General features: G+C 68.1%; 18 protein-coding genes. 10 read left to right on the top strand and 8 right to left on the bottom strand.

Features of this window, described 5'->3' with window-relative positions:
- Window positions 1–290 precede the first annotated feature (290 nt).
- A complete protein-coding gene (locus ABIC47_RS04950; RefSeq protein ID WP_354477837.1) occupies window positions 291–1,502 on the bottom strand; it encodes an MFS transporter in 1,212 nt (403 codons plus the stop codon).
- Between the two features lie 57 nt (window positions 1,503–1,559).
- Here ABIC47_RS04950 and ABIC47_RS04945 point away from each other — a divergent pair, with 57 nt between their 5' ends.
- Window positions 1,560–1,940: a MerR family transcriptional regulator gene (locus tag ABIC47_RS04945; RefSeq protein ID WP_354477834.1), complete on the top strand. Its 381-nt coding sequence runs from the start codon at window positions 1,560–1,562 to the stop codon at window positions 1,938–1,940.
- Between the two features lie 25 nt (window positions 1,941–1,965).
- Here the strand turns inward: ABIC47_RS04945 and ABIC47_RS04940 are convergent, their stop codons facing one another.
- Window positions 1,966–2,589: a TetR/AcrR family transcriptional regulator gene (locus tag ABIC47_RS04940; RefSeq protein WP_354477831.1), complete on the bottom strand. Its 624-nt coding sequence runs from the start codon at window positions 2,587–2,589 to the stop codon at window positions 1,966–1,968.
- A 156-nt stretch (window positions 2,590–2,745) separates the two neighbouring features.
- Here ABIC47_RS04940 and ABIC47_RS04935 point away from each other — a divergent pair, with 156 nt between their 5' ends.
- A complete protein-coding gene (locus tag ABIC47_RS04935) occupies window positions 2,746–3,771 on the top strand; it encodes an aldo/keto reductase (protein ID WP_354477828.1) in 1,026 nt (341 codons plus the stop codon).
- A 210-nt stretch (window positions 3,772–3,981) separates the two neighbouring features.
- Here the strand turns inward: ABIC47_RS04935 and ABIC47_RS04930 are convergent, their stop codons facing one another.
- Together ABIC47_RS04930 and ABIC47_RS04925 are read right to left on the bottom strand one after the other, a co-directional pair.
- Window positions 3,982–4,518, bottom strand: a complete 537-nt coding sequence (locus ABIC47_RS04930; protein ID WP_018192552.1) for an MOSC domain-containing protein — start codon at window positions 4,516–4,518, stop codon at window positions 3,982–3,984.
- A 28-nt stretch (window positions 4,519–4,546) separates the two neighbouring features.
- Complete coding sequence (locus tag ABIC47_RS04925) at window positions 4,547–5,101, bottom strand: cysteine hydrolase family protein (RefSeq protein WP_354477825.1); 555 nt, start codon at window positions 5,099–5,101, stop codon at window positions 4,547–4,549.
- Window positions 5,102–5,157: 56 nt separating this feature from the next.
- Between ABIC47_RS04925 and ABIC47_RS04920 the strand changes: the two genes are divergently transcribed.
- The 7 genes from ABIC47_RS04920 (at window position 5,158) to ABIC47_RS04890 (ending at window position 12,121) form a co-directional block, all read left to right on the top strand.
- Window positions 5,158–5,595, top strand: coding sequence for a MarR family winged helix-turn-helix transcriptional regulator (locus ABIC47_RS04920; protein WP_231371199.1), 438 nt, complete (start codon window positions 5,158–5,160; stop codon window positions 5,593–5,595).
- Window positions 5,595–7,064, top strand: a complete 1,470-nt coding sequence (locus ABIC47_RS04915) for an MFS transporter (protein WP_354477822.1) — start codon at window positions 5,595–5,597, stop codon at window positions 7,062–7,064. The genes ABIC47_RS04920 and ABIC47_RS04915 overlap by 1 nt, the downstream gene beginning before the upstream one ends.
- Complete coding sequence (locus tag ABIC47_RS04910) at window positions 7,061–7,993, top strand: arginase family protein (protein ID WP_354477819.1); 933 nt, start codon at window positions 7,061–7,063, stop codon at window positions 7,991–7,993. Before ABIC47_RS04915 ends, ABIC47_RS04910 begins: the two co-directional genes overlap by 4 nt.
- Before the next feature lie 102 nt (window positions 7,994–8,095).
- Window positions 8,096–8,989, top strand: coding sequence for a family 43 glycosylhydrolase (locus ABIC47_RS04905; RefSeq protein WP_354477816.1), 894 nt, complete (start codon window positions 8,096–8,098; stop codon window positions 8,987–8,989).
- 15 nt (window positions 8,990–9,004) lie between these two features.
- The gene (locus ABIC47_RS04900; RefSeq protein ID WP_354477813.1) at window positions 9,005–10,267 is read left to right on the top strand and encodes an ABC transporter substrate-binding protein; all 1,263 of its coding nucleotides are present in this window, start codon (window positions 9,005–9,007) and stop codon (window positions 10,265–10,267) included.
- Between the two features lie 82 nt (window positions 10,268–10,349).
- Window positions 10,350–11,306 carry a carbohydrate ABC transporter permease gene (locus ABIC47_RS04895; protein ID WP_354477810.1) on the top strand — a complete coding sequence of 319 codons (957 nt, stop codon included), beginning with the start codon at window positions 10,350–10,352 and terminating at the stop codon, window positions 11,304–11,306.
- Complete coding sequence (locus ABIC47_RS04890) at window positions 11,303–12,121, top strand: carbohydrate ABC transporter permease (RefSeq protein ID WP_309854898.1); 819 nt, start codon at window positions 11,303–11,305, stop codon at window positions 12,119–12,121. Before ABIC47_RS04895 ends, ABIC47_RS04890 begins: the two co-directional genes overlap by 4 nt.
- Here the strand turns inward: ABIC47_RS04890 and ABIC47_RS04885 are convergent.
- Entirely contained in the window at window positions 12,118–13,134 is a 1,017-nt protein-coding gene (locus ABIC47_RS04885; protein ID WP_309854896.1) for a LacI family DNA-binding transcriptional regulator, read from the bottom strand. The two genes, ABIC47_RS04890 and ABIC47_RS04885, sit on opposite strands and share 4 nt — an antisense overlap.
- 122 nt (window positions 13,135–13,256) lie before the next feature.
- Here ABIC47_RS04885 and ABIC47_RS04880 point away from each other — a divergent pair, with 122 nt between their 5' ends.
- Window positions 13,257–16,499 (top strand): alpha-L-arabinofuranosidase family protein, encoded by a 3,243-nt coding sequence (locus tag ABIC47_RS04880; protein ID WP_354477806.1) that lies wholly within the window; start codon window positions 13,257–13,259, stop codon window positions 16,497–16,499.
- 11 nt (window positions 16,500–16,510) lie between these two features.
- On the opposite strand, the gene ABIC47_RS04875 is transcribed toward ABIC47_RS04880, so the two are convergent.
- The 3 genes from ABIC47_RS04875 to ABIC47_RS04865 all read right to left on the bottom strand — a co-directional run bounded on the left by ABIC47_RS04875 (window position 16,511) and on the right by ABIC47_RS04865 (window position 21,629).
- Entirely contained in the window at window positions 16,511–17,353 is an 843-nt protein-coding gene (locus ABIC47_RS04875; protein WP_354477803.1) for a hypothetical protein, read from the bottom strand.
- Window positions 17,319–20,084, bottom strand: coding sequence for a LamG-like jellyroll fold domain-containing protein (locus ABIC47_RS04870; protein ID WP_354477800.1), 2,766 nt, complete (start codon window positions 20,082–20,084; stop codon window positions 17,319–17,321). Before ABIC47_RS04870 ends, ABIC47_RS04875 begins: the two co-directional genes overlap by 35 nt.
- Window positions 20,085–20,213: 129 nt before the next feature.
- Entirely contained in the window at window positions 20,214–21,629 is a 1,416-nt protein-coding gene (locus ABIC47_RS04865) for a glycoside hydrolase family 43 protein (protein ID WP_354477797.1), read from the bottom strand.
- Window positions 21,630–21,636 lie beyond the last annotated feature (7 nt).

The raw sequence follows: 21,636 nt of genomic DNA, 5'->3' as shown, positions 1-21,636 counted from the left end.
CGCGGAAGCGGGCCCCAGGAAGCGACCGGTGGCCGCACGCGTCGACGGGAGCCCGGTGTCGGGTCACCAGGCCCCCGTCTCGCGGGAGTCGCGCGACTCCCTGGTCTGCGACAGCTCGGGTGCGTCGCATCCCACTGTTGATACGCCTGCCGCGGCGGGACCCGGATGGCGGCGTACCCGAACGACGGTCACCCGGGCCCGACCCGGGTGATGCGCCGAAAGAATTCGGGGACAACATCGCCGGGGTCTGGGGCGAACCCTCATATGTTCGCACCGATGTCGCCGGAACACTAGGGGAAAGTTCGCCCGCGAGCGGGACATGCGACCAGAGCGGCGAATGCCACCACCGCGGCTCCCGCCAGCAGAAGCGCGACGGGCGCTACGGTGCCGCGCCCTGAGGTCGCGATGAGAACGCCGCCCATCGCGGAGCCGGCGGCGATCCCGATGTTCAGGACGACGACGAAGAGGCCGGTCGCCGTCGGGCGGAACGTCGCAGACGCCGTCCTCGCCACCCGCGCCTGAAGGACAGGAGGCAGGCCGCCGATCCCGAACCCGACGAGCGCGGTGCCCGCCGCGGCCAGCGGCTGAGGGAGTCCGGATGCCGGCGCGATGGTGATCAGCAGGATCCCAGTCGGCACGGCGGCGACCAGGGCAAGCAGCGCGGTTGCCGGATACCGGTCGCTCAGCGCTCCGCCGAGGAGGAGTGCGACGGCGCCGGCGAGGCCGGCCATCAGCAGCACGGTACCGACACCGTCCGGACCGATCCGGGCAGCGCCCAGCACCGGCACGATGTACGCGTACAGGGTCATGTACCCCGTCAACAGGAGCGCGCCTGCCGAGAGAAGCGCGGCCACCGGGATCGCCGAGCGATCGAGGGAGCGGGTCCGCGTCCCTCCCGTAGCTGCTCCCGGCAGCCGGGGAAGGCCCATGGCGAGCACGAGGGCGGAGACGATCACGAGGCCGGCCGCGCCCAGGAAAGCCCATTGCCACGCACCCGCCGCGGCCAGGGCGGCGCCCGCCGGGACCCCGAGGACGGAGGCGAGGGTTCCGCCACCGAGGACGACGGCCATGGCCCGGCCCAGCCGTTCCGGCGGGGTCAGCATCGGAACGTATGCGAAGACGACCGACCACGACACGGCGGCCGCGAGCGCCGAGACGAGGCGTGCCACGACCACGACGGCGAAGACGGGGACGACGGCGACGACGACGGTCGCGACCGCGAGTACGGCGAGCGAAACGACCAGCAGCGGCTTGCGGGGCACGTGCCGGGTGACCTGCATGGCGGGCACCGTGCCGATGACGATCGTGACGGCCCACACCGCGACCAGCGCGCCCACGGCTGATGCGTCGACGCCGAGAGTCGAGGACATCCCGAGGATGAGCGCGGGAGGGAGGAGTTCGGTGCTGACGGAGGCGAACAGGGCGAGGCCGAGGCCGAGCAGAAGCGGCGTCCGCGTGCGGGCGGTCGGAGACGAGGCGATGCTTGCCGGGGATGCTGTCATGCTCGTACCGTAAACATTGACATCGATGAGAAGGTCAAGTGGATGGGGAGGAACGGCATGAGAATCGGTGAGCTCTCCCGGCGCACGGGTGTCGCCACCCGTCTCCTGCGCTACTACGAGGAGCAGGGGCTTCTCGAGTCGACGCGGTCGCCCAACGGATATCGGGACTGCGCCGAAGAGGATGTCGACACCGTCCTGCGGATCCGCGGCCTGCTCGCCTCGGGGATGACGACCCGGCTCATCCGCATGCTCCTCGACATGGAGGGCGTGCGGGGAACCGTGTCTGCCGCTCAGTGCACCCGGACGGTCGCCGGAGAGGTTGCGGAGGAACTCGCGCGCGTCGAGGAACGGTTGCGCTGCCTCTCCCAGAGCCGCGAAACGATGCGGGAGTGGCTCACGACGGCCGGCTATCCGGAACTCCTCGCCGAACCGGCCTGACGGATCGGCGGTCGCGTCGGGCCGCTCAGACCTCGTCGGCGGGCGCCCGCAGCCCGGCCAGCAGGATGCGCACCATGCGGTCGGCTCGCGGCGAGACCCCGCCCTTCGGGCCGGCGCCGTGGCAGAGGTTGGCGACGGCGCCGAGCAGCTCCGCCGCATCCACCTCCTGCTCGATGTCGCCGGCCGCTCGCGCCGCGGCGAGGAGGCGATCGAGCGTCGGGGCGAGGTGTGTGGAGAAGTAGTCGGCCAGCGGCTCGTAGGCGGGGTCGCCGGAGTGGAGTGCCGCCGCGAGGCCGCGCTTCGTGCCGACGAACTGCGTGTAGCGCATGATCCAGCGATCCAGCGCCTCGCCCGGCGGGTAGCTCGCCTCGATCTCGGTCGCCGCGTCGGCGCAGGCGTCGATCTCGGCGCGGAAGACCGCGGAGATGAGGTCCGACCGCAGGGGGAAGTGCCGGTAGAGCGTCCCGACGCCGACGCCCGCGCGGTCGGCGATGGCGCGCACGGGTGCCTCCACTCCGGACTCGGCGAAGACCGCCTTCGCGGCCTCGGTCAGCGCGGTGACGTTCTGGCGGGCGTCGGAGCGCTTCGGCCGGTTCGCCGCGGGCGCGACGGCGTCCGAGGTCGCCGAGGTGCGGGTGCTGGCGGCCATGGCGACTCCTCCGGTGGCAGGCTGAAACGACGGGTGTTGTAAGTGGAACACTGTTCCGGTACAGTTCGACGTATCCGGAGTGACGTTCCGCTTCTTCGGATTCTAGAGCACGGCAGACGCCCGTGCCACGGCCTCATCACATCTGGAGCAGAAGCAATGCAGTATCGAACTCTCGGCCGCACCGGCATCAAGGTCAGCCCGTACGCGCTCGGCGCGATGATGCTCGGGGCGCTCGGAAACCCCGATCGCGCGGACGGTGTCCGCATCATCCACCGCGCGCTCGACGCCGGCATCAACTTCATCGACACCGCGGACCGCTACGGCGACTCCGAAGAGGTCGTCGGCGAGGCCATCGCCGGCCGCCGCGACGACGTCGTGCTCGCCACCAAGTTCTGGGGACCGGTCGACGACGACATCAATCACCGCGGCGCATCCCGGCGCTGGATCATGCAGGCCGTCGAGCGCTCGCTCCGGAACCTGAAGACGGACCACATCGACCTCTACCAGTTGCACCGGCCGGACCCGGACACCGACATCGACGAGACCCTCTCCGCACTCACCGACCTGGTGCGGCAGGGCAAAGTGCGGGCGATCGGCTCGTCCTCGATGCGCGGCTCGGAGATCGTCGAGGCGCAGTGGATGTCGGAGCGCCGCGGCTACGAGCGGTTCCGCACCGAGCAGCCGAACTACTCCATCCTCGACCGCGAGATCGAGCGCGAGATCCTCCCGGTCGCCCAGCGCTACGGCATGGGAACTCTCGTCTACAGCCCGCTGGCGGGTGGAACGCTCACCGGCCGCTACCGGGCCGGCGGCGAGAACGACAACTTCCGGTCGACCCGGACGGGGATGCGTCACTTCCGCGACGAGCGCCGGCTGGCGGCGGTCGAGGAGCTCATCCAGCTCTCCGATGAGGTCGGCGTGAAGCTCACCCACCTGGCCATGGCCTTCGTCATCGCGCACCCGGGCGTCACCTCGGCGATCGCGGGACCGCGCACGATGGAGCAGTTGGAGGACACGCTCGCCGGGGTGGATGTCGCACTGTCGGACGACGTGCTCGACCGGATCGACGCGATCGTGCCGCCCGGCGAGAGCATCGGCGCGATGGATATGGTCTACCGCGGCCCTGAGGTCGGCGACGCGTCTCTCCGCCGTCGTCCGGCCGCCGCGCGATCGGCGGCATAGCGCTCCGTGCCCACGAGGGGGCCGCGCACCAACCCCCCGGTACGGTGCGCGGCCCGGTCCTCGTCCGGTGGACGGAAGTTCAGGCCCCCGGAGCAGGGATGCACGTTCAGCGGGCGCCCCTTCTCGCCGTCCTGATCCGTGTCCCTATAGAGAGATGTCCGGACGGGGCGGAAAGGTTCCATTTCCCTTTCGAGCGCGGAAATCGGCGGCTCAGACCGGTGCGAGCGCCTCGAACGGCTCCGCCGGAAGGCGCACGTCGATGGCGTCGCCGGGCCGCACGATGCCGCCGGTCACGACGACGGCCATGACCCCGGCCTTGCGGACCGTGGCGCCGTCGGCGTCGGTGCCCACGACTTCCTTGAGCAGGCCGGGCTCGAACCGGTCGATCTGGACGCACGGGTTGCGCAGCCCGGTCAGCTCGACGACGGCCTCCTCGCCCAGGTGCAGGCGGGTGCCGCGCGGAAGGCCCAGCAGCTCGAGCCCGTCGGTCGTCACGTTCTCGCCGAGCTGGCCCGGCGCGACGTCGGCCGTCACCTCGTCGAAGAGCTCGCGGTGGATGAGGTGGACCTGGCGCAGGTTCGGCTGCGTCGGGTCGCGCCGCACGCGGGAGAGGTGCTGCACCGTCGCGCCGAAGTGCGCATCCCCTTCGACACCGAGGCCGGCGACCAGGGTGATGGACTCCTGCGGCGGCTTCGAGAAGCGGTGGTCGCCGTCGCTGTTCACCGAGATCACGCGTGCGGTCGTCATCCCCCCATCGTGCCCCATGTCCGTCGACTCAGAGCGCCGCGGCCCACTCGTCGACGGTGGTGACGGCGGCCTGGCGTGGGAAGACCTTTTCGGTGAGCACGCGGTGCACCTCGGGGTCGGCGTCGCCGCACGCGTCGGCGAGCACGGTGAGCCGGTAGTCGAGGTCGGCCGCCTGGCGCAGCGTCGACAGCACGACGCCGCTGGTCGCGATGCCCGCGAGCACGAGCTCGTCGGCGCCGAGGCCGCGCAGCAGCACCTCCAGGTCGCTTCCCGCGAAGGCGGAGACGCGCTTCTTCACCACGACCGCCTCCTGGCCGCGTGGTGCGAGCGCGTCCACGACCTGGGTCGCAGGGTTGTCGACCAGCATGGCGTCGCCGGCGCTCGCCGCGCGGCCGCCGAACGCCAGGTTGGAGGCGGTGATCTCCGGGTAGCCGGGACGGAAGGCGACGCGGACGAAGACCGGCGGGATGCCGTGGTCGCGTGCGGTGGCGAGGGCTCGGGCGGCCGCCTCGACCGTCGGCTCGAAGCCGGGGCGGCCGGCGATGCCGTTCTGGAAGTCCATCAGCAGCAGGGCGGTGGTCATCGGGGATCCTCTCGACGAATCTAGACAGGTACAACTGTGCAGTTTAGACTGTCGATATGAGCACAGGTCAACCGGATGTGACACCGCAACAGATCGCCGTCGACCTCCGGGCGGTGCTCGCCCGGCTTCTTCGCAAGCTGCGCGAGGCCACATCCGACGCCATCACGCCCTCGCAGGCGTCGGCACTGTCACGCCTCAGCAAGGGCGGCGTGTCGACGGTGAGCGCGCTGGCGATGGCCGAACGGGTGCGCCCGCAGTCGATGGCGGCGATCGTGGAGGCGCTGGAGGCGCTGGGCTTCGTCACCCGCAGCCAGGACCCGAACGACGGTCGTCGGCAGATCGTCGACCTGACCGAGGCGGGATGGGCGCAGGTCGCCGGCCAGAAGGAGGCGGGCCTCGCCTGGCTCGACCAGGCGCTGTCCGAGCAGGCGTCGAAAGCAGAGCTGATCACGCTGGCAGCCGCGACCGCGATCCTCGAACGGATCCTCGACTGATGGCTCTCAAGCCTCCGCCGCCCCATCGCTTCGATCGGCGCCTGCTCGCGCCGATGATGCTGGGGGCGGTTCTCAATCCCGTCAACACCGCCATCATCGCGGTGGCGCTCGCCCCCATCGGGATCGCGCTCGGGGCGCCGGCGTCCGAGACCGTGTGGCTGGTGTCCGCCCTCTACCTCGCCACGGCCATCGGCCAGCCGCTGGTCGGACGGCTGGTCGACATCTACGGCGTGAAGCGACTGTTCCTCGCGGGCGGCGCGCTGGTGGCGGTGGCGGGCGCGATCGGCCTCCTCATCCCGGCGTCCCACGACAGCATCTGGTGGCTGGTGGTCGCGCGGGTCGTGCTGGGCCTGGGCACGTGTGCGGGCTATCCGGCGGCGATGCACATGATCCGCGCGGAGGGGCAGCGCACCGGCGTCGCGTCGCCCGCCGTCATCCTCACGGTCCTCTCGGTGACGACGCAGACGGTCGCGGTCATCGGCCCGACCCTCGGCGGTCTGCTCATCGGAGCCTGGGGATGGCGCGCCACGTTCGCCGTGAACCTCCCGCTCGGCGTCGCCAGTGTCATCCTGGGCTGGATCCTCCTCCCGCGTACGACGGGCCTGGAGCCGCCGCGCGACCAGCGGCCCCGCATCGACTGCCTCGGCATCCTCTTCTTCGCGGTGACGATGCTCGCCCTGCTGGTCTTCCTGCAGAACATCTCGGTGGCGACGCTGTGGATGGTCGCCGTGGCGCTGGTCGCGGGCACCGGCCTGGTCTGGTGGGAGCTCCGGGTGGATGCGCCCTTCATCGATCTGCGCGTGCTCGGCGGCAACGGGCCGCTGCTGCTGACGTACACGCGCTCGCTGCTCACCGCGACGATCTCCTACACGTTCGTCTACGGGTTCACGCAGTGGCTGGAGGAGGGCCGGACGCTCAGCCCGACGGCGGCCGGCCTCGTGCTGCTGCCCGTGTTCGCCGCGGGAATCGGGGTCGCGCTGGCCTTCGGCCGTCGTCCTGAGGTGCTCTGGAAGCTCCTGATCGGTTCGGTCGCGCAGCTCGCCGCCGGCATCCTCGTGCTGTTCATGGGCGGGACGACGCCGATCTGGTTCCTCGTCGTCACGATGCTCGTGCTCGGCATCCCGCAGGGACTCAACAATCTCGCGATCCAGAACACGCTGTACCACCAGGCCGAGCCGGAGCGGATCGCGTCCTCGGCCGGGCTGTTGCGCACCTTCTTCTACCTGGGCGCCATCGTCGCGTCCGTCGTCTACGGCAACGTCTACGGAGCCCACGCCACCACCGGTGGCCTGCACGTGCTCGGCTGGGTCGTCATCGGCATCTCGGTGGTCTTCCTGCTGATCACCGTGCTCGACCGCAGCCTGCGGGCGATCGGCCACGAGGGCGCGGGTGGCGGGGATGCAGGCGGCGCGGATGCGGGCGGCAGCCCCTCCACCGGCGAACCGTCCGCTCGTACGATGAGGGCGTGAGCAGGTCACGACACTGGGGAGTCGTCGGTGTGCCGTCGAGTGCCGGCGGTCACACGCCCGGCATGGACCTGGCGCCGGCAGCGATCCGTGAATCGGGCTTGATCGGGCTGCTCGGCGAGCAGGGACACGACCTCCGCGACTACGGGGATGTGCCCGGCTTCCGGCGGCGACCCGATCCGGCGAATCCCGACCGGCAGAACATCGGCGAGGTGCATCGGGTCGCCGTGGAGACGGCGGGCGCGGTGGCTGCGGTGATCGGCGCCGGGCGGACGCCGCTGGTGATCGGCGGCGACTGCACCGTGACCCTCGGCGTGGTGGCGGGCTTCCGACGGGCGGGTGCGCCGACCGCGCTGCTGTACGTGGACGGCGGCCCCGACCTCTACACGCCCGGTCGCATCGCGTACGGCAACGTCGACGCGATGGGAGTGGCGCATCTGCTGGCTCTTCCGGGCAGCGACCCGATCCTGACGACCCTGCAGGGTGAGCCTCCGCTGCTGCGCCCGGGCGAGGTGGTCCTCTACGGCGATGCGCTCCCGGAGGACGGCGACGACCTCGAGCGCACCCTGGTGGAGCAGCTCGGACTCGTCCGTGTTCCGGCGACGCGCATCCACGTGGATGCCGTCGAGGCCGCGCAAGCGGCGCTCGCAGCGGCGGAGGCGGCGGGAGAGCGCTTCGTCGTCCACCTCGATGTCGACGTGCTCGGCCACCTGCACCTGCCGCTGGCGAACATGCCCAACCCCGACGCCGCCCCCTGGGGACTCAGCGTGGCGGAGGTCGTGGCCAGCCTGCGCGTGTTCTCGGACAGCGACCGGTTCGCCGGCATCGTGCTGACCGAGGTCAACCCGAACAACGCCCCCGACGACGCGGCGGTGCGGGAGTACGTGGAGCTGGTCGCGAGCGGGCTCGGCGGGTCGGCGCGAGAGGGCTGACGCCAGAGTGCGTGGAGCTTGCGGATCGACGGCGAGTATGTAACGATACATCGCAGCGATCTTGTATCGATACAGGGTCATCGATGAGGATGGAGAGCCGACATGGGTGCAGGTGGTCCTGCCGGCCGGTATTTCGCAGATCCGGCGCTGGCGGCGTTCGGCGGGCGATTCTACGTGTACCCGACGACCGACGGCTCGCCCGATTGGTCCTCCACCAGTTTCCGAGTGCTGTCGTCTGCGAACCTCCGCGAGTGGGTCGATGAGGGAGAGATCCTCCGGCTCGGCGAGGACGTTGCATGGGCGTCCCGCCATGCCTGGGCGCCGGCGGCCGCCGAGAGGAACGGCCTGTACTACTTCTACTTCACGGCCGAGGACAACATCGGGGTGGCGGTCGCGACCAGTCCGACCGGGCCGTTCATCGACTCCGGCCGTCCCATCGTCGCGGAAGGAGCACATTCGGGACGAGCGATCGACCCGTCGGTGTTCATCGACGACGACGGCGCTTCGTACCTGGTGTGGGGCAACACGGTGGCCCACACGGCCCGGCTCAGTTTCGACATGCTCAGCATCGACGAGGAGACGGTGACGTCGTGGACGCACCCCACCTTCCGGGAGGCTGCCCACATCCACCGCCGCGGCGACCTGTATTACCTCACCTGGTCGGAGAACGACACCCGTGATCCGGAGTATCGGGTCCGCTGGGCGGTGGGGACGAGCCCGACTGGGCCGTGGGAGGACCGTGGAGTGCTCCTCGAGCAGCGCCCGGCCGAGGGCATCCTGGCGACCGGTCACCATTCCATCCTCCGACTTCCCGGGATCGACGACTGGGTCATCGCGTATCACCGGTTCGCGATCCCAGGAGGGAACGGCTTCCACCGCGAGATCGTGATCGACCCGCTGCGGCACCTTCCCAACGGCGACCTGGAGCCGGTCACTCCAGGAAGCGCTGCAATCCGCTTGACCTCAACAGCAATACCCGAAACCCTCGACACCTAAGAGAAAGAGAAAGCAATGTCGCTTCACACCTCGGCGCCGACCCGGCGCCGCGTCATCCGAGCGCTGGTCGCCCTGACGGCGGTCGCCACCGCTGCCGCCGCGCTGACCGGCTGCTCCAGCGGCTCCGGTTCCGGCTCCAAGACCGTCACCTTCCTGTCCTGGGACCCGAAGACGACGATGCAGCCGCTGATCGACGAGTTCCAGAAGGAGAACCCCGGGCTCACGGTCAAGGCGTCCTACACGCCGCCCGTCACGCAGTACGTCCAGAAGCTGCAGACGCAGCTGGGCTCGAACACCGCGCCCGACGTGTTCATCATCACCGCGGAGAACAAGCACCAGCTGATGGACGGCGGTTTCGTGAAGGATCTCAGCGGTGAGTCCTGGATCTCGAACATCGCGCCGGCCGCGAAGGACACCTACAGCAAGTCCGGGAAGGTCTACGGCGCGGCCGTGGCTTCGTGGGGAGGCGGCATCCTGATCAATAAGGACCTGGCCGCGAAGGCGGGCTACACCGCTCCTCCGAAGACCTGGCAGGAGTTCATCGACCTCGGCACGAAGCTCAAGGACACGGGCGTCACACCGTTCTACGAGGCCGCCGACGGCATCCCGGTGACCCTCTCCGCCCTGCTCGGCGTCGAGAACGCCAGCCGGGACGGCAAGATGGACGACCAGATCTGGTCCGGCAAGACGAGCTTCGAGAAGACCTGGACCGACCCGGTGAAGACCTGGAACGAGCTGTTCGAGAAGGGCGTCGAGCCGCGCACCGCTGCCGGCCTCACCGGCGACCAGGTGCTGCAGCAGTTCGAGCAGGGCAAGGTCGCCATGATCGGCACCGGCTCGTGGGCGCTCGGCGGTATCAAGCAGGCCGCACCGAACCTGAACCTGGACTACCTCGCCGTCCCGAACACGAAGGGCGACCTCTACTGGTGTGGCGCCGTCTCGCCCGGATACGCGATCAACGCCAAGGCGAAGAACGCGGCCGGTGCGGAGAAGTTCGTCGAGTTCCTCCAGAGCAAGAAGGGGGTCGAGCTGTACCAGAAGGAGACCCAGTCGATCACCACGACAAAGGACTTCACGCCGGACCTCGACCCGTCCCTCTCCGCAATGGCCCCGGCCGTCCGCGACGGCAAGATCTACCTGCCCGCGGTCAACTGGCCGAGCCACGCCGACGCGATGACCTCCGAGTCCGTCGCGCTGCTCCAGCAGACGATCTCCGGCAAGATCACCCCGGAGCAGTTCGCTCAGGGGATGGACACCAAGCTGAAGTCCCTTCAGTAACGAACCAGGAGGGCGGGCCCGCGCATCGGGCTGCCGGACCCGCCCTCCTTTCCCTCCGAAGCGCCGAACGAGGAAGAACGCCATGGCAAACGCCACCACTGTGGAACGACCGCCCAGCATCGTGGGCGCCGGTTCCATCGAACGCACTCGGAGCCGGTTCCGCCGGGCCCGCGAAGGGTTCGCCGCCTACTGGTTCGTGCTTCCGATCATCGTCGTGTTCGTTGTCCTGTACCTCGTCCCGATGGTGCAATCGCTGTACTGGAGCTTCACCGACTACAACGGGTACGAAGCCTCTCCGCACTTCATCGGGTTCAAGAACTACGCCCGGATCTTCTCCGACCCCTCTATGCTCTCGGCGCTCGGCTTCACCCTGGCCTATGCCCTGCTCACGACCGTCGCGGTGACGGTCTTGGCGATCCCGCTGGCCATGGTGCTGAACCGCCGCTTCGTCGGCCGCGGTTTCGTCCGCTCCGTGTTCTTCTTTCCTGCCGTGCCCAGCGTCGCGCTGCTCGGCCTCGTCTGGACCTTCATCCTGTCTCCGCTCGGCTCCGGCGTGATCAACTCGGTGATCGGCCAGCTGGGGATCGCGCCCGTCCCGTGGCTGTCCGACGAGACCCTGGCCCAGTTCAGCGTGATCCTCGTTGCCGTCTGGGCGCAGACCGGGTGGCACGCCATGCTCTACCTCGCCTACATGCAGAGCCTGCCGTCGGACATCTTCGAGGCCGCGAAAATCGACGGCGCAGGGCGCTGGCAGGAGTTCCGCCACCTGACGTTGCCGCTGCTGACTCCGGCGATCACAGTCAGCCAACTGCTCCTTCTCACCGGAGGGCTGAAGGTCTACGACCTGCCGTTCACCCTCACCCACGGGGGACCGGGGTTCGCCACCCGCACGCTGACGCAATCGATCATCGAGAACGGCATCGCCCAGTCCGACATCGGCAAGGCCTCGGCGCTGAGTGTGCTCTTCCTTCTTGCGGTGGGGATCGTCATCGCCGCACAGCTCGTCATCTCCCGCCGACTCGAGGAGCGCTACTCGTGAAGAAAAGCAGGGGCATCCTCCTCAGCGTCGTGATGATCCCCATCGCGTGCCTGGTGGCCGTGCCGTTCTATTACATCCTGGTGAACACCCTGAAGACCCAGCCGGAGACGGCGGCGAACCCGCTCGCTTTGCCGAGCTCGCTGTACTGGGGCAACTACGTGCACATCTTCGAGACCATCCCGGTGCTGCAGAGCTTCCTCAACACGCTCTACGTCACCGTGGTCTCGATCGTCGTGATGCTGCTGGTCGGGTCGATGGCGGCTTTCGGGGTGCTGATCGGGCGCGGACGGTTCGCCGCCGTGATCGGTGTCATCCTCGTCATCGCCTTCGTCGTGCCCGGACAATCGACGCTCATCCCGCTCTACCGGATGCTCGCAGGCGTCGAACTCGTCGACTCCCTCAATGGCCTCATCGTCATGTACTCGTGCGGGTCGATCTTCTGCTACTTCCTGATCATCGGATACATGCGGACGCTCCCCACCGAGCTGTTCGAGGCGGCACGGATCGACGGAGCCGGCGCGTTCCGGGTCTACCGGTCGGTGGCTCTCCCGCTGATCCGTCCCATCCTGGTGACGGTCGGCGTGTTCCAGACGATGTGGGTGTGGAACGACTTCATCACCCCGAACGTGTTCATCAACTCCCCGGAGAAGCAGACGCTCGTGCTGCAGGTGTACACCGCGGTCGGTCAGTTCACGACCGACTGGCCCGCCTTCATGACCCTCAGCGTCATCGTCCTGATCCCGATGGTCATCTTCTTCATCGTGGCCCAGCGACAGATCGTCAGCGGGCTGGTGAGCGGCAGCGTGAAGGGCTAATCCTTCGCGATCGCGGCCGTGGACCCCCGCTCGACGACACGGAACGGGCTGACGAATTCCACGGCCTCATGGTCGTTGTCCTCGATCCGGGCGGCGAGAAGCTCCACCGCCGTCCGTGCCATGAGGTCGTGGTCCGGGTTCACGGAGGACAACGACGGGACGAGGAACCGACTGAACTCCACGTCGTCGAAGCCGATGACCTTTACCGTGCCGGGAACATCCACGCCGGCGTCCGCCAGCTCGCGGAGGACACCGAGGGCCACATAGTCCGTCACGCAGAAGATCCCGTCGAAGGGGATGCCGGAGGCGATCAGCCGACGGACCGACTCCGCTCCGGCCTCGGGAGTGAACTCCTCGATCTCCACGACCAGCGACTCGTCGAACGGGATCCCGTTCTGCTCGAGTGCGGCCCTGTAGCCCGCGTGGCGCAGGCTCGACGCGCTCACCTCGTCGGGGCCGAAGCTTCCGTGCAGGGCGACGATACGTCGGCAGCCCCGCTCGATGAGATGCCGCACTGCGGCCGCAGATCCGTCCACATTGGCCATTGCCACGTGATCCACGGGCCCCTGGAAGATCCGCTCACCGAGGATCACGACGGGATAGTCCACGTTGAGGAGATCGCGGTCGCTGGAGCCGAGCCCGACGGCGCTGAGGATGAGGCCGTCGTACATCCGCACCCGCGAGGCGGCAAGCGCGTTGAGCTCGCTCTCCCGGGAGCGCCCCGTCTGCTCGATGACCACGTTGAGGTCGTGACGGGCGCCGTGCTCGATGACGGCGGCGGCGAATTGGCCGTAGTAGGGGCGGTCGACCTCCGGCACGGCGAGGCCGATGGTGTGTGTGCGTCCTCGCCGGAGGTTGCGGGCGGCCACGTTGACGCGATAATCGAGCCGGTCGATCGTGTCGAGGACCTTCTGCCGGGTGGCATCCGCCACGTGCGGCCGCTTGTTGAGCACGTTGGAAACGGTCATCGGCGAGACGCCGGCCGCTTGGGCGATATCGCGTATGGTCACCATGGTGCAGCCTTCCCCGGTCCGACACTGGCAGCGTGACTATAACGTTACATCACGGCGGCCCGGGCGACGAAATGTCGTGCGGACCGCCTGTTTGTATCGATACACTATACGCGGAGGTCCTGATGACTGGGTACAACGAGGCGCTCATGTTCGCCTACTTCGCCAATGGACGCGATGCCGACGCCGAGCAGGTGCGGTTCGCCGTGAGCGCCGGCCGCGACCCCCGCGAATGGACGCCGTTGCGGGACGGAAAGCCGATCCTCGTCTCCGACGTCGGGGAGCGCGGTGCCCGCGATCCTTTCCTGGTCCGTGACAGCCGCACCGGGAGGTTTCACCTGTTGGCGACGGACCTGCGCGCCGTCCCGGACGACGACTGGGATCGCGCGGTGCGGTGGGGGAGCCGCAGCATCCTGGTCTGGCACAGCGACGACTTGGTGAACTGGAGCGGGCCGTCCCTCGTCCCGGTGGCGCCCGATAACGCCGGCAACGCGTGGGCGCCGAAGGCCGTGTGGTCGAGTGCCTGGGAGACGTGGGTGGTGTTCTTCGCGTCGGCGCTGTATGACGAGGGCGACAACCGGGCTCGTGCGGGCTACCAGCGCATCCTGATGACAACGACGGACGATTTCGAGCACTTCAGTCCGGCGGAGGTGTTCCTCGACCGAGGCCACGATGTGATCGACGCGGCCTGCCTGGAGTTCGACGGCGTCACGTACCGGTTCTCGGCAGACGCGCTGAGCGCCGAGCCCGCAGAGGCCTCTCAGCACGTGTCGCAGGAGGCGGGCACCTCGCCTCTCGATCCGGACTTCTCCCCCGTACGTCAGAGGGTCGGCGCGGCGGAGATCGTGCGCGGCGAGGGGCCGGCACCGTTCCTGGATCTGGGCGGCGACGGCGCGTACCTGCTCATCGACGAGTTCGAGCTCCGCGGATATCAGCTGTTCCACGCCGCCGACCCGGCAACCGGCGAGTGGACCCGCGTCCCCGATGCGCAGCTTCCGCGCGAGGCGCGTCATGGTTCCGTCCTGCCGATCACCCACGAGGAGCAGCAGAGGCTTCTGGCCGCCTTCAGCGACGCTCCGGCGCACGTCACCATCACCGTGGACGACAATGCTCCCGGAACCCCGATCAACCCGGACATGTGGGGCGTCTTCTTCGAGGACATCAACTCCTCCGCCGACGGCGGCCTCTACGCCGAACTGATACGCAACCGCGACTTCTCCTTCACCGACCGCGACCATCCGGACTGGGACGCCCTCACGGGGTGGAGCACGCGCGGCGCGGTCATCGTCGACGATCGTGCCGGCGCGTCGGGTGGCCGCGCCGTCGTCGTGACGGCGGACGACGCTCCGGCGACGCTGACCAATCACGGATTCGGCGGCATCTCCGTGCGCGGCGGCGTCGACTGCGACGTCACGATCGTCGCCCAAGCGCTGACCGGTCACCCCCAGATCGAGGTTCGACTGGTCGACGAAGGCGGTGAGCCCCTTGCGGATGCGGTGCTCGCGCTTCTGCAACCGGGTCCGGAACGCGAGCTGACGACGTCCATTCGGCCCCTGTCCGATGCGTCCACGGCCGCACTGGAGATCCGGGTGACCGGAGGGTCGGTGCGGATCTCCTGGGTGTCGCTGTTCCCGGGCGACACGTTCCGTCGAACGGACAACGGGATGCGGGCCGACCTCGCCGAGGCGATCGCCGACCTTCGGCCGCGCTTTGTGCGCTTCCCCGGTGGATGCGTCGCTCACGGGCTGGGTCTCGACAACGTCTACCGGTGGAAGGACACCGTCGGTCCGCTCCGTCGACGCCGAGGTGATGTCAATCTCTGGGGGTACCACCAGTCGATGGGACTCGGGTACTTCGAGTACTTCCGGTTCTGCGAGCAACTCGGAGCAGAGCCGCTGCCGGTTGTCGCCGCGGGGGTGTGCTGCCAGAACACGCCGGGCGGACAGGCCGGCTACTCGAGCGAGCAGATGGACAGCTACATCCGGGATGTGCTCGACCTGATCGAGTACGCCAACGGCCCCGTCGACTCCCGCTGGGGAGCCGTCCGTGCGGCCGCCGGACACCCCGAACCGTTCGGCCTGCGCTATCTGGGCATCGGAAACGAGGACGAGCAGTCCGTGCTGTTCCGCGACCGGTTCGCGCAGCTGCTCGACGCTGTCCGCGGCCGGCATCCCGAGATCACCGTTGTGGGCACCGTCGGGCCCTTTCCCTCGGGCTCCGACTACGACGAGGGATGGCGCATCGCCCGGGAACTCGGCGTCGACATGGTCGACGAGCACTCGTACAAGTCGCCCAAATGGTACTTCGAGCACCTCGACCGCTTCGATTCGTACGATCGTTCCGGGCCGGCCGTCTACGTGGGCGAGTACGGCTCGCGCGGCAACACGCAACTGTGTGCGCTGGCCGAGGCGGCATACATGATGGCGATGGAGCGCAACGGCGACATCGTGCGCCTGGCCTCCTACGCTCCTCTTCTCGCCAAGATCGGCGACACGCAGTGGGAGCCGGACCTCGTCTACTTCGACAACACCACCCTCCATCGCACGCTGAACTACCACGTCCAGCGCATGCACGCGGAGACTTCGGGGACCCGGGCCCTGCCTGTCACCCTCCACGGGGCGCCGCGGTGGGAGCGACAGCTCTCGGACCGGGTGACGCTGGCCGTCCGGGCCGCGACCGGGCAGCTCAGCGTGGACGCCGCACGACTGGAGCACGACGGAGGACGCCTCGATATCCCAGCCGCAACCGGAACCGGACGCCTTCGTTTCCCGCTCGACGTCCGCTCCGCGGACTACACCCTCGCTTTGGATGCGCGGCTCGACGGGGGATCGGACGGCTTCACCGTGTCTTTCGGCGACCTCGAATCGGACTACTACTTCGAGTGGAACTTCGGCACCTGGCAGAACCGGTTCCTCGTGCTCGGTACGGTCGCCGACGGTCTTTACGACGAATGGACCGAGCCTCTGCCGTACACGTTCACGGACGGCAAGACCTATCGCCTGGAGATCCGGGTCGTCGCCCGGGGACAGCACATCACCTGCCTCATCGACGGGGAGGTGGTTCACGAGGTGACCCATCCGGGCGATCCCGAACAGCGCGTCTCGGCGACGGCGGTCGTGGACGACCGCACCGGGACGACCATCGTCAAGCTGGTCAATGCCACCGGCTCGGAGCTTCAGGCTGACGTGGTCCTGGTCTCTGGCGCAGAGCCGGTGGAACGTGACGTGGTGACCTTGTCGGCGCCGCCCGACGCCGGCTGGCCCCGACAGGAGGCCCCCGGCGAACCGGTGGCCCAGCGGCGTGGCGGCGGAGCGTTGAGCGTTCCGCCCTTCAGCTTTACGACCGTCCGGCTCCTGCCGACCTGCTGACGCGCACGGCGTCAGCAGGAGCCGTCGGCGAGGCAGGAGTAGCGGGGCAGATCGTCGAGAAGAGGTTCGCTTTCGACCTGGGCATCGGCCGTCCGCTCGGTGATGAGGTGCTGGTACTGCTCGTCGAGCATGTGCAGGATCACCTGCTGCTTCACCGTTTCGAATGCGCCGGAGAACCGGTCCGGGTGCGCGGTGTAATACGTGCGGGCGGCGGCGTCGCTGCCGTCGAGGTCGCCGCGGGCGGCGAGCTCGGTCTGCGCCTGCTGACCCAGGTTGCCGAGCAGGTAGTCGATGAAGTCCGATTCGGAGAACTGTTGCGGGCCGTACACCGGCTGGCCCTTGTCAATCGCATTCGCGCGGCGAGCGTTCTCGTTCTGCCACGCGCGGACGAGCTGGTCGTAGGTCTGCGGCGCGTTCACGTGTGCGCTCGCGGCGAGCTGCAACTGCACGTGCAGTCGCACGACGTCGTCCTTCGCCTTCGCGACGAGCTTCCGGGCGGGGGTGACACCGTCGATGGGGGTCTGCCAGAACGCGGCTGACCCGATGTCGGCTCCGCGGGCCTGGTACTCGGCGACTATCGCGGATCGGTCGCGGGCGAGGTAGAGCGCAAGCTCGCGGACCGGAACCGGGATGCGGTCGACGGTCAGCACCGTCGCATCCGGTGCCGGGCGGTCGGCGATCGGAGCTGCGGCGGTCGCCGTGACGAGGGCGTATGTCAGGAAGCCGCCGGCGCCGAGGACGGCGACGACGGCGGCCGCGATCCAGACGACCAGGCGGGACCGCCCGGCCGGGCGTCGGATGACGCCCGGCCGGTCGTGGTCACGGAGCTGCGAGTGTGCTGATCTGGCTCGCATTGAGGACCTTGTTGTAGAAGTGCACGTCGTCGATCGTCCCATTGACCGGATCCACGGGCGACAGCGCCCATTCGGCGCCGCCGAGCACGGTCGCACCGATGGACTTCCACGGCGTCGTGTAGGACGTCGAACCTTGGAGCACACCGTTCACATACAGCGAGATCGTTCCTGCTCCCTGGTCGTACATCCCGAGCACGTGGTACCACGTGCTCGTGGATGCGGTGGAGGTCGCCGATACCGAGGTCGCCGTCGAGTTGGTGTCGTCGGCGCTGCGCATGGTGAAGGCGAATTTCCCGCCCGAGAGCTGCAGGTAGAACGGGCTGATGTTGAACCCGGACATGCTGGCGAAGGTCTGGTTGCCAGCCGTGCTGTTCAGGTTCACCCAGGCGCCGACCGCGAAGCTCTTGCTGGTGTCGACCGCCGACACCGGCGTCTCCGCGTAAGCGCCGGGGCGCCCCGGGAAGCTCAGCGCGTTGCTGCCGATCTTCCCGCTTCCTGCCCAGGCTGCGCCCGACTCGAGGTGACCGGTCGGGACGCCGCTCGTGACGTCGTTGAACGTCGAGCCGGCGCCTTCGTCCAGCTCGAAGTAGGCGGTGGCCCCGGTTCCGAGGGCGAACGCCTCCCGATCGGTGACGGTGCCCGGGATGGCGTGGACATCGTCGACGACCGCGTTGGCGAAGTCGACGGGTGCTCCGTTCCACTTCGCCTGTCCGATCTTCGTGTGGCCGGTCGCCTTCCAGCCTGAGCTCCAGGCGGTGGAGCCCTGGAGTACGCCGTTCACGTAGAGCTTGATCACGTGCGCGGTCGCGTCGTACTCGCCGATCACGTGCGCCCAGGTTCCGACGGTCGCGCTCGGCCCGAACACCTGCGCATAGGTGGAGGAGGTGGAGTCTGCACTTCGCACGGTGAAGACGTACTTCCCGCCCTCGAGCTGCAGGTAGAACGGGCTGACCGTCGTGCCGTCGATGCTCACGTACGTCTGGTTGCCCGTGAGCGATGAGGGCTTGACCCAGGCGCCGATCGTGTAGCTGGCCGAGGTGTCGACCGCGGGCGCCGACGCGTCGACGTAGCCGGTCGACGTGCCGTTGAGGGATACGGCGCCGGCGCCCATCTGCGCGGACGTCGTCCACGACGCTCCCGCTTGGAGGGTGGCCGGGTTCGCGTGACCGGAGGTGTCGTTCGCGGTGGTCCCGGTGCTCTCGTCGAACCGCCAGTACGCGCCGGCCGTGGGAGTGAGCGCGGAGACCCCGGCTCCGTTGTACGCGCCGATGTTCGGGGCGGCCGTCGCGGAGACAGCGTTGCCGAAGTAGTCGGCGCCTCCGTTGCCGGAGATCACCGCACCCGCGCCGATCGCCGGAGAGCCCGTGCGCAGCTGATAGACGGAGGCGGAGGAGCGTCCCTCGCCGGCACCGCCCGGGTTCAGTAGGAGCGGGTCGGCGGTGATCTTCGCACTGTCCGTCGGCTCGCTCGCCGGGTGCTGGCCGTAGAACAGGTTGTGCGACCAGGTGGTGTTCGTCGTCTGGTAGCCGCCCGTCCCGTGCTTGACGATCAGGTTGTTGGTGAAGTTCACGTTCCCCGGAGGCGTCCCGTTGGTCACGTCCCCGTTGTCACCCGGAGCCATGTACACGGTGTTGTTGTAGAAGTTGGCCGTGCCGCCGCTGGCGATGCCCTGCAGGGTCGCCCACACGGCGTTCGATGCTCCGTCGTTCTGGCTGATGTTGTAGCGGATCGTCGTGGTACCCAGGGCGCCGAACGTGGAGGAGCAGCAGAACTCGAGCGAGCCCCACGGGTTGTCGTGCGTGTAGTTGTACTGCAGCGTCCAGTTCGTGTTGTTGTTGTCGATATCGAAGGCTTCGCCGTCGTACAGCGCCCTCCAGTTGCGAGCCACCTCGTTGTATTGCAGCACGGCGTTGTTGGTCCAGCCGCCCCAGATCGCGGCGCCCGAGAACCGGTAGCCGCTGTCCGTCACGACGTTCGACTGGATGAGCGGCGCCGAGCAGAACACGCAGACGATGGAGTTGCCCCCCGCATTCGTGATCGTGTTGTTCTGGATGACGATGTTGGTGGAGTTGATGTTGTGGTTCAGGCCGATGGCCGAGCCGATGTAGATTCCGCCCGCATCGTCGTCTTTCAGCGTGTTCCCGGAGATGAGCACGTCATCCCACGCCGCTGTTGCGTTGTTGTCGGTCTGGTCGAAGGAGATCGCCGAGGTGCGCGAAGGCTGCGGGTCACCGTTCTGCCAGTAGCCGCTCACCTTGTCGATGAGGTTGTTGACCAGGTGGATTCCGTGGAGGGTTCCCGCGGTGTCGTTGTCCGCCAGGAACCCGGCGCGGGCGGCGTTGCCCGTTGCGGTGTTGGTGATCTCGAGGTTCTGGATCGTCCAGTCGTGCTGGTTGTGCAGGTAGACGGTCGCTGAGACGCCTCCGCCGGCGAGGAGCGGTGCGGCTCCGGTGCCGTAGGAGGAGATGACGATCGGGTTTCCCGAGGCTCCGGAACCTTGGGGAGTGAGCTGTCCGCTCCAGCTTCCGCCCTTCTGGAACAGGATCTGGTTGCCGGCGGCGAACGTGGTGCCGTTGAGCTTGGCCAGCGTCTTCCATGGTGTTGTCGTGCTGCAGCCGGTGTTGCTGTCGCTGCCTGTGGGGGACACGTAGTAGGTGGTGCATGCCGCTTGCGCGGCGGTCGTGGTGGCGAGCGGGAGGGCCAAGGCGGCCACCGCTCCCACGGCGAGCATTGCTGCCCGCCGTTTCCATATGCCTTTCACAGCTGTGCCTTTCTCCGTGGTCGGGGAGGGTCACCGGTGCATCGGTGCGCCGGGTGGAACGTGCCGGAGGGAGGCGGGGGCTCCCCCTCCGGCACGCGATCAGGGAGCGACGTGGAACGTCGCATCGGCTTGGTCGAGAGCTGTGGCGATCGGCTGCAGCTCGAGGACGTAGTTGTAGTGGCGGATGTACCGGCCGGGGTAGTTGTACGACTGGAACGAGCTCCAAGCCGAGTTGGCCAGGCCGGGGACCTTTTTGAAAGTCGCGTCGGCGGCAAACTGGGCGGAGTTGTCGTCGACGTTCAGCACCAGGTCGAAGTTCGAGTGCCGGAGGTAGGAGCCGGGGTAGTTGACCGACTCGAACGAGACATCGGTGGAGTCGGCGAGGCCGGGGACGACCTTCCACTGCGAGTCGGCTTGCGGGTCGAAAGGCAACGGATCGATGCGGCCGACCCCGTTCTGGTGGCGCACGTACCGGCCGGGGTAGTCCCAGGATTTCAGCCGCATCGTCGACGTGGTGCCGTAGGTGCTGATTAGTGCGTTGTACTCGGTCGAGGTGATCGGCTGAATCGTGTTGTGCTTGGAGCCCAGCGGGGCGGTGTAGTTCGCCTTGCTGACCGCGGTCCAGTTGCCGCTGGCGATGTCGCCCTGCCAGACATCGAATGTGTTGTTCGGGCAGTAGTTGTCGCCCCACAGCCACCAGGTGTTGGGATTGGTCAGGGAGCGCACCACCGTCGGCGCTTCCACGCACTGGCCCTGGGGGGGAGCGGTGACGTATTCGGTGAAGGATCCCGGGTTCAGGCTGGTCGACTTCGCCCCGCGCAGGGTCGCGTCAGAGCCGCGGTAGTAGAGGTAGTTCACGCCGTTGACGCCGGTGATCATGTCGGCATCGATGATGTTCCCCTGGCCGTTGTTGTCGAAGAACACCTGCGGAGTGGAAGCGGTGACGAAGTCGCTGGTGTACGAGACGAGGATTTTCGACACCGAAGAGCCGTTCGGGATGCCGCTGAACAGAATTCCGTACTGCTTGCGGCCGGCGTCCCAGAACACCTCGGGTGCCCAGGAGTAGGACTGCGTGTTCACTGCGTTGACGGTCAGCATCCGGTCAGACGACCAGTGGACGAGGTCCGGTGAGGTCCACACGTGGATCGCAGGATTCGCGGCGAAGAAGTCACCACCCGTGAGAATGTCGGTGGCGACCAGCACCCAGCTGCCGTCCTGCAGTCGGTACACGTACGGGTCGCGGATGCCCTTGGTGCCGGCGGTGGGTACCAGGATCGGTTGATTCTCGTGCAGCGGCGTCCACTCGAGACCATCGGGGCTCACCGCCAGGTGCACGGTGTTCGAGTCTCCCGAACCGTTCGGGCTCTCGACGAAGTACGCCATGACATAGTCCGCGTTGACGGTCGCAGCGCGAGCGGGCAGCGCTGCCGGTGCGGTGACACCGATCGCGGTGAGGGCGGCAGCGAACACCGCGAACGCAGCGAGCCGGAGTCTGCCATGGTGAGCGTGATACATCGTTCTC

Origin of the sequence: Leifsonia sp. 563, from assembly GCF_040545055.1 — a bacterium.
Classification (GTDB): Bacteria; Actinomycetota; Actinomycetes; order Actinomycetales; family Microbacteriaceae; genus Leifsonia.
Note: the sequence above shows the minus strand (reverse complement) of the source record. Positions and strands in the feature narration are given on the sequence as shown.

Excerpts from the sequence above, each read along its gene's own strand:
- ABIC47_RS04950 (WP_354477837.1), bottom strand. The coding sequence starts at position 1,502 with ATGACAGCATCCCCGGCAAGCATCGCCTCGTCTCCGACCGCCCGCACG.
- ABIC47_RS04945 (WP_354477834.1), top strand. The coding sequence starts at position 1,560 with ATGAGAATCGGTGAGCTCTCCCGGCGCACGGGTGTCGCCACCCGTCTC.
- ABIC47_RS04940 (WP_354477831.1), bottom strand. The coding sequence starts at position 2,589 with ATGGCCGCCAGCACCCGCACCTCGGCGACCTCGGACGCCGTCGCGCCC.
- ABIC47_RS04935 (WP_354477828.1), top strand. The coding sequence starts at position 2,746 with ATGCAGTATCGAACTCTCGGCCGCACCGGCATCAAGGTCAGCCCGTAC.
- ABIC47_RS04930 (WP_018192552.1), bottom strand. The coding sequence starts at position 4,518 with ATGACGACCGCACGCGTGATCTCGGTGAACAGCGACGGCGACCACCGC.
- ABIC47_RS04925 (WP_354477825.1), bottom strand. The coding sequence starts at position 5,101 with ATGACCACCGCCCTGCTGCTGATGGACTTCCAGAACGGCATCGCCGGC.
- ABIC47_RS04920 (WP_231371199.1), top strand. The coding sequence starts at position 5,158 with ATGAGCACAGGTCAACCGGATGTGACACCGCAACAGATCGCCGTCGAC.
- ABIC47_RS04915 (WP_354477822.1), top strand. The coding sequence starts at position 5,595 with ATGGCTCTCAAGCCTCCGCCGCCCCATCGCTTCGATCGGCGCCTGCTC.
- ABIC47_RS04905 (WP_354477816.1), top strand. The coding sequence starts at position 8,096 with ATGGGTGCAGGTGGTCCTGCCGGCCGGTATTTCGCAGATCCGGCGCTG.
- ABIC47_RS04900 (WP_354477813.1), top strand. The coding sequence starts at position 9,005 with ATGTCGCTTCACACCTCGGCGCCGACCCGGCGCCGCGTCATCCGAGCG.
- ABIC47_RS04895 (WP_354477810.1), top strand. The coding sequence starts at position 10,350 with ATGGCAAACGCCACCACTGTGGAACGACCGCCCAGCATCGTGGGCGCC.
- ABIC47_RS04885 (WP_309854896.1), bottom strand. The coding sequence starts at position 13,134 with ATGGTGACCATACGCGATATCGCCCAAGCGGCCGGCGTCTCGCCGATG.
- ABIC47_RS04880 (WP_354477806.1), top strand. The coding sequence starts at position 13,257 with ATGACTGGGTACAACGAGGCGCTCATGTTCGCCTACTTCGCCAATGGA.
- ABIC47_RS04875 (WP_354477803.1), bottom strand. The coding sequence starts at position 17,353 with ATGCGAGCCAGATCAGCACACTCGCAGCTCCGTGACCACGACCGGCCG.
- ABIC47_RS04870 (WP_354477800.1), bottom strand. The coding sequence starts at position 20,084 with ATGCTCGCCGTGGGAGCGGTGGCCGCCTTGGCCCTCCCGCTCGCCACC.
- ABIC47_RS04865 (WP_354477797.1), bottom strand. The coding sequence starts at position 21,629 with ATGTATCACGCTCACCATGGCAGACTCCGGCTCGCTGCGTTCGCGGTG.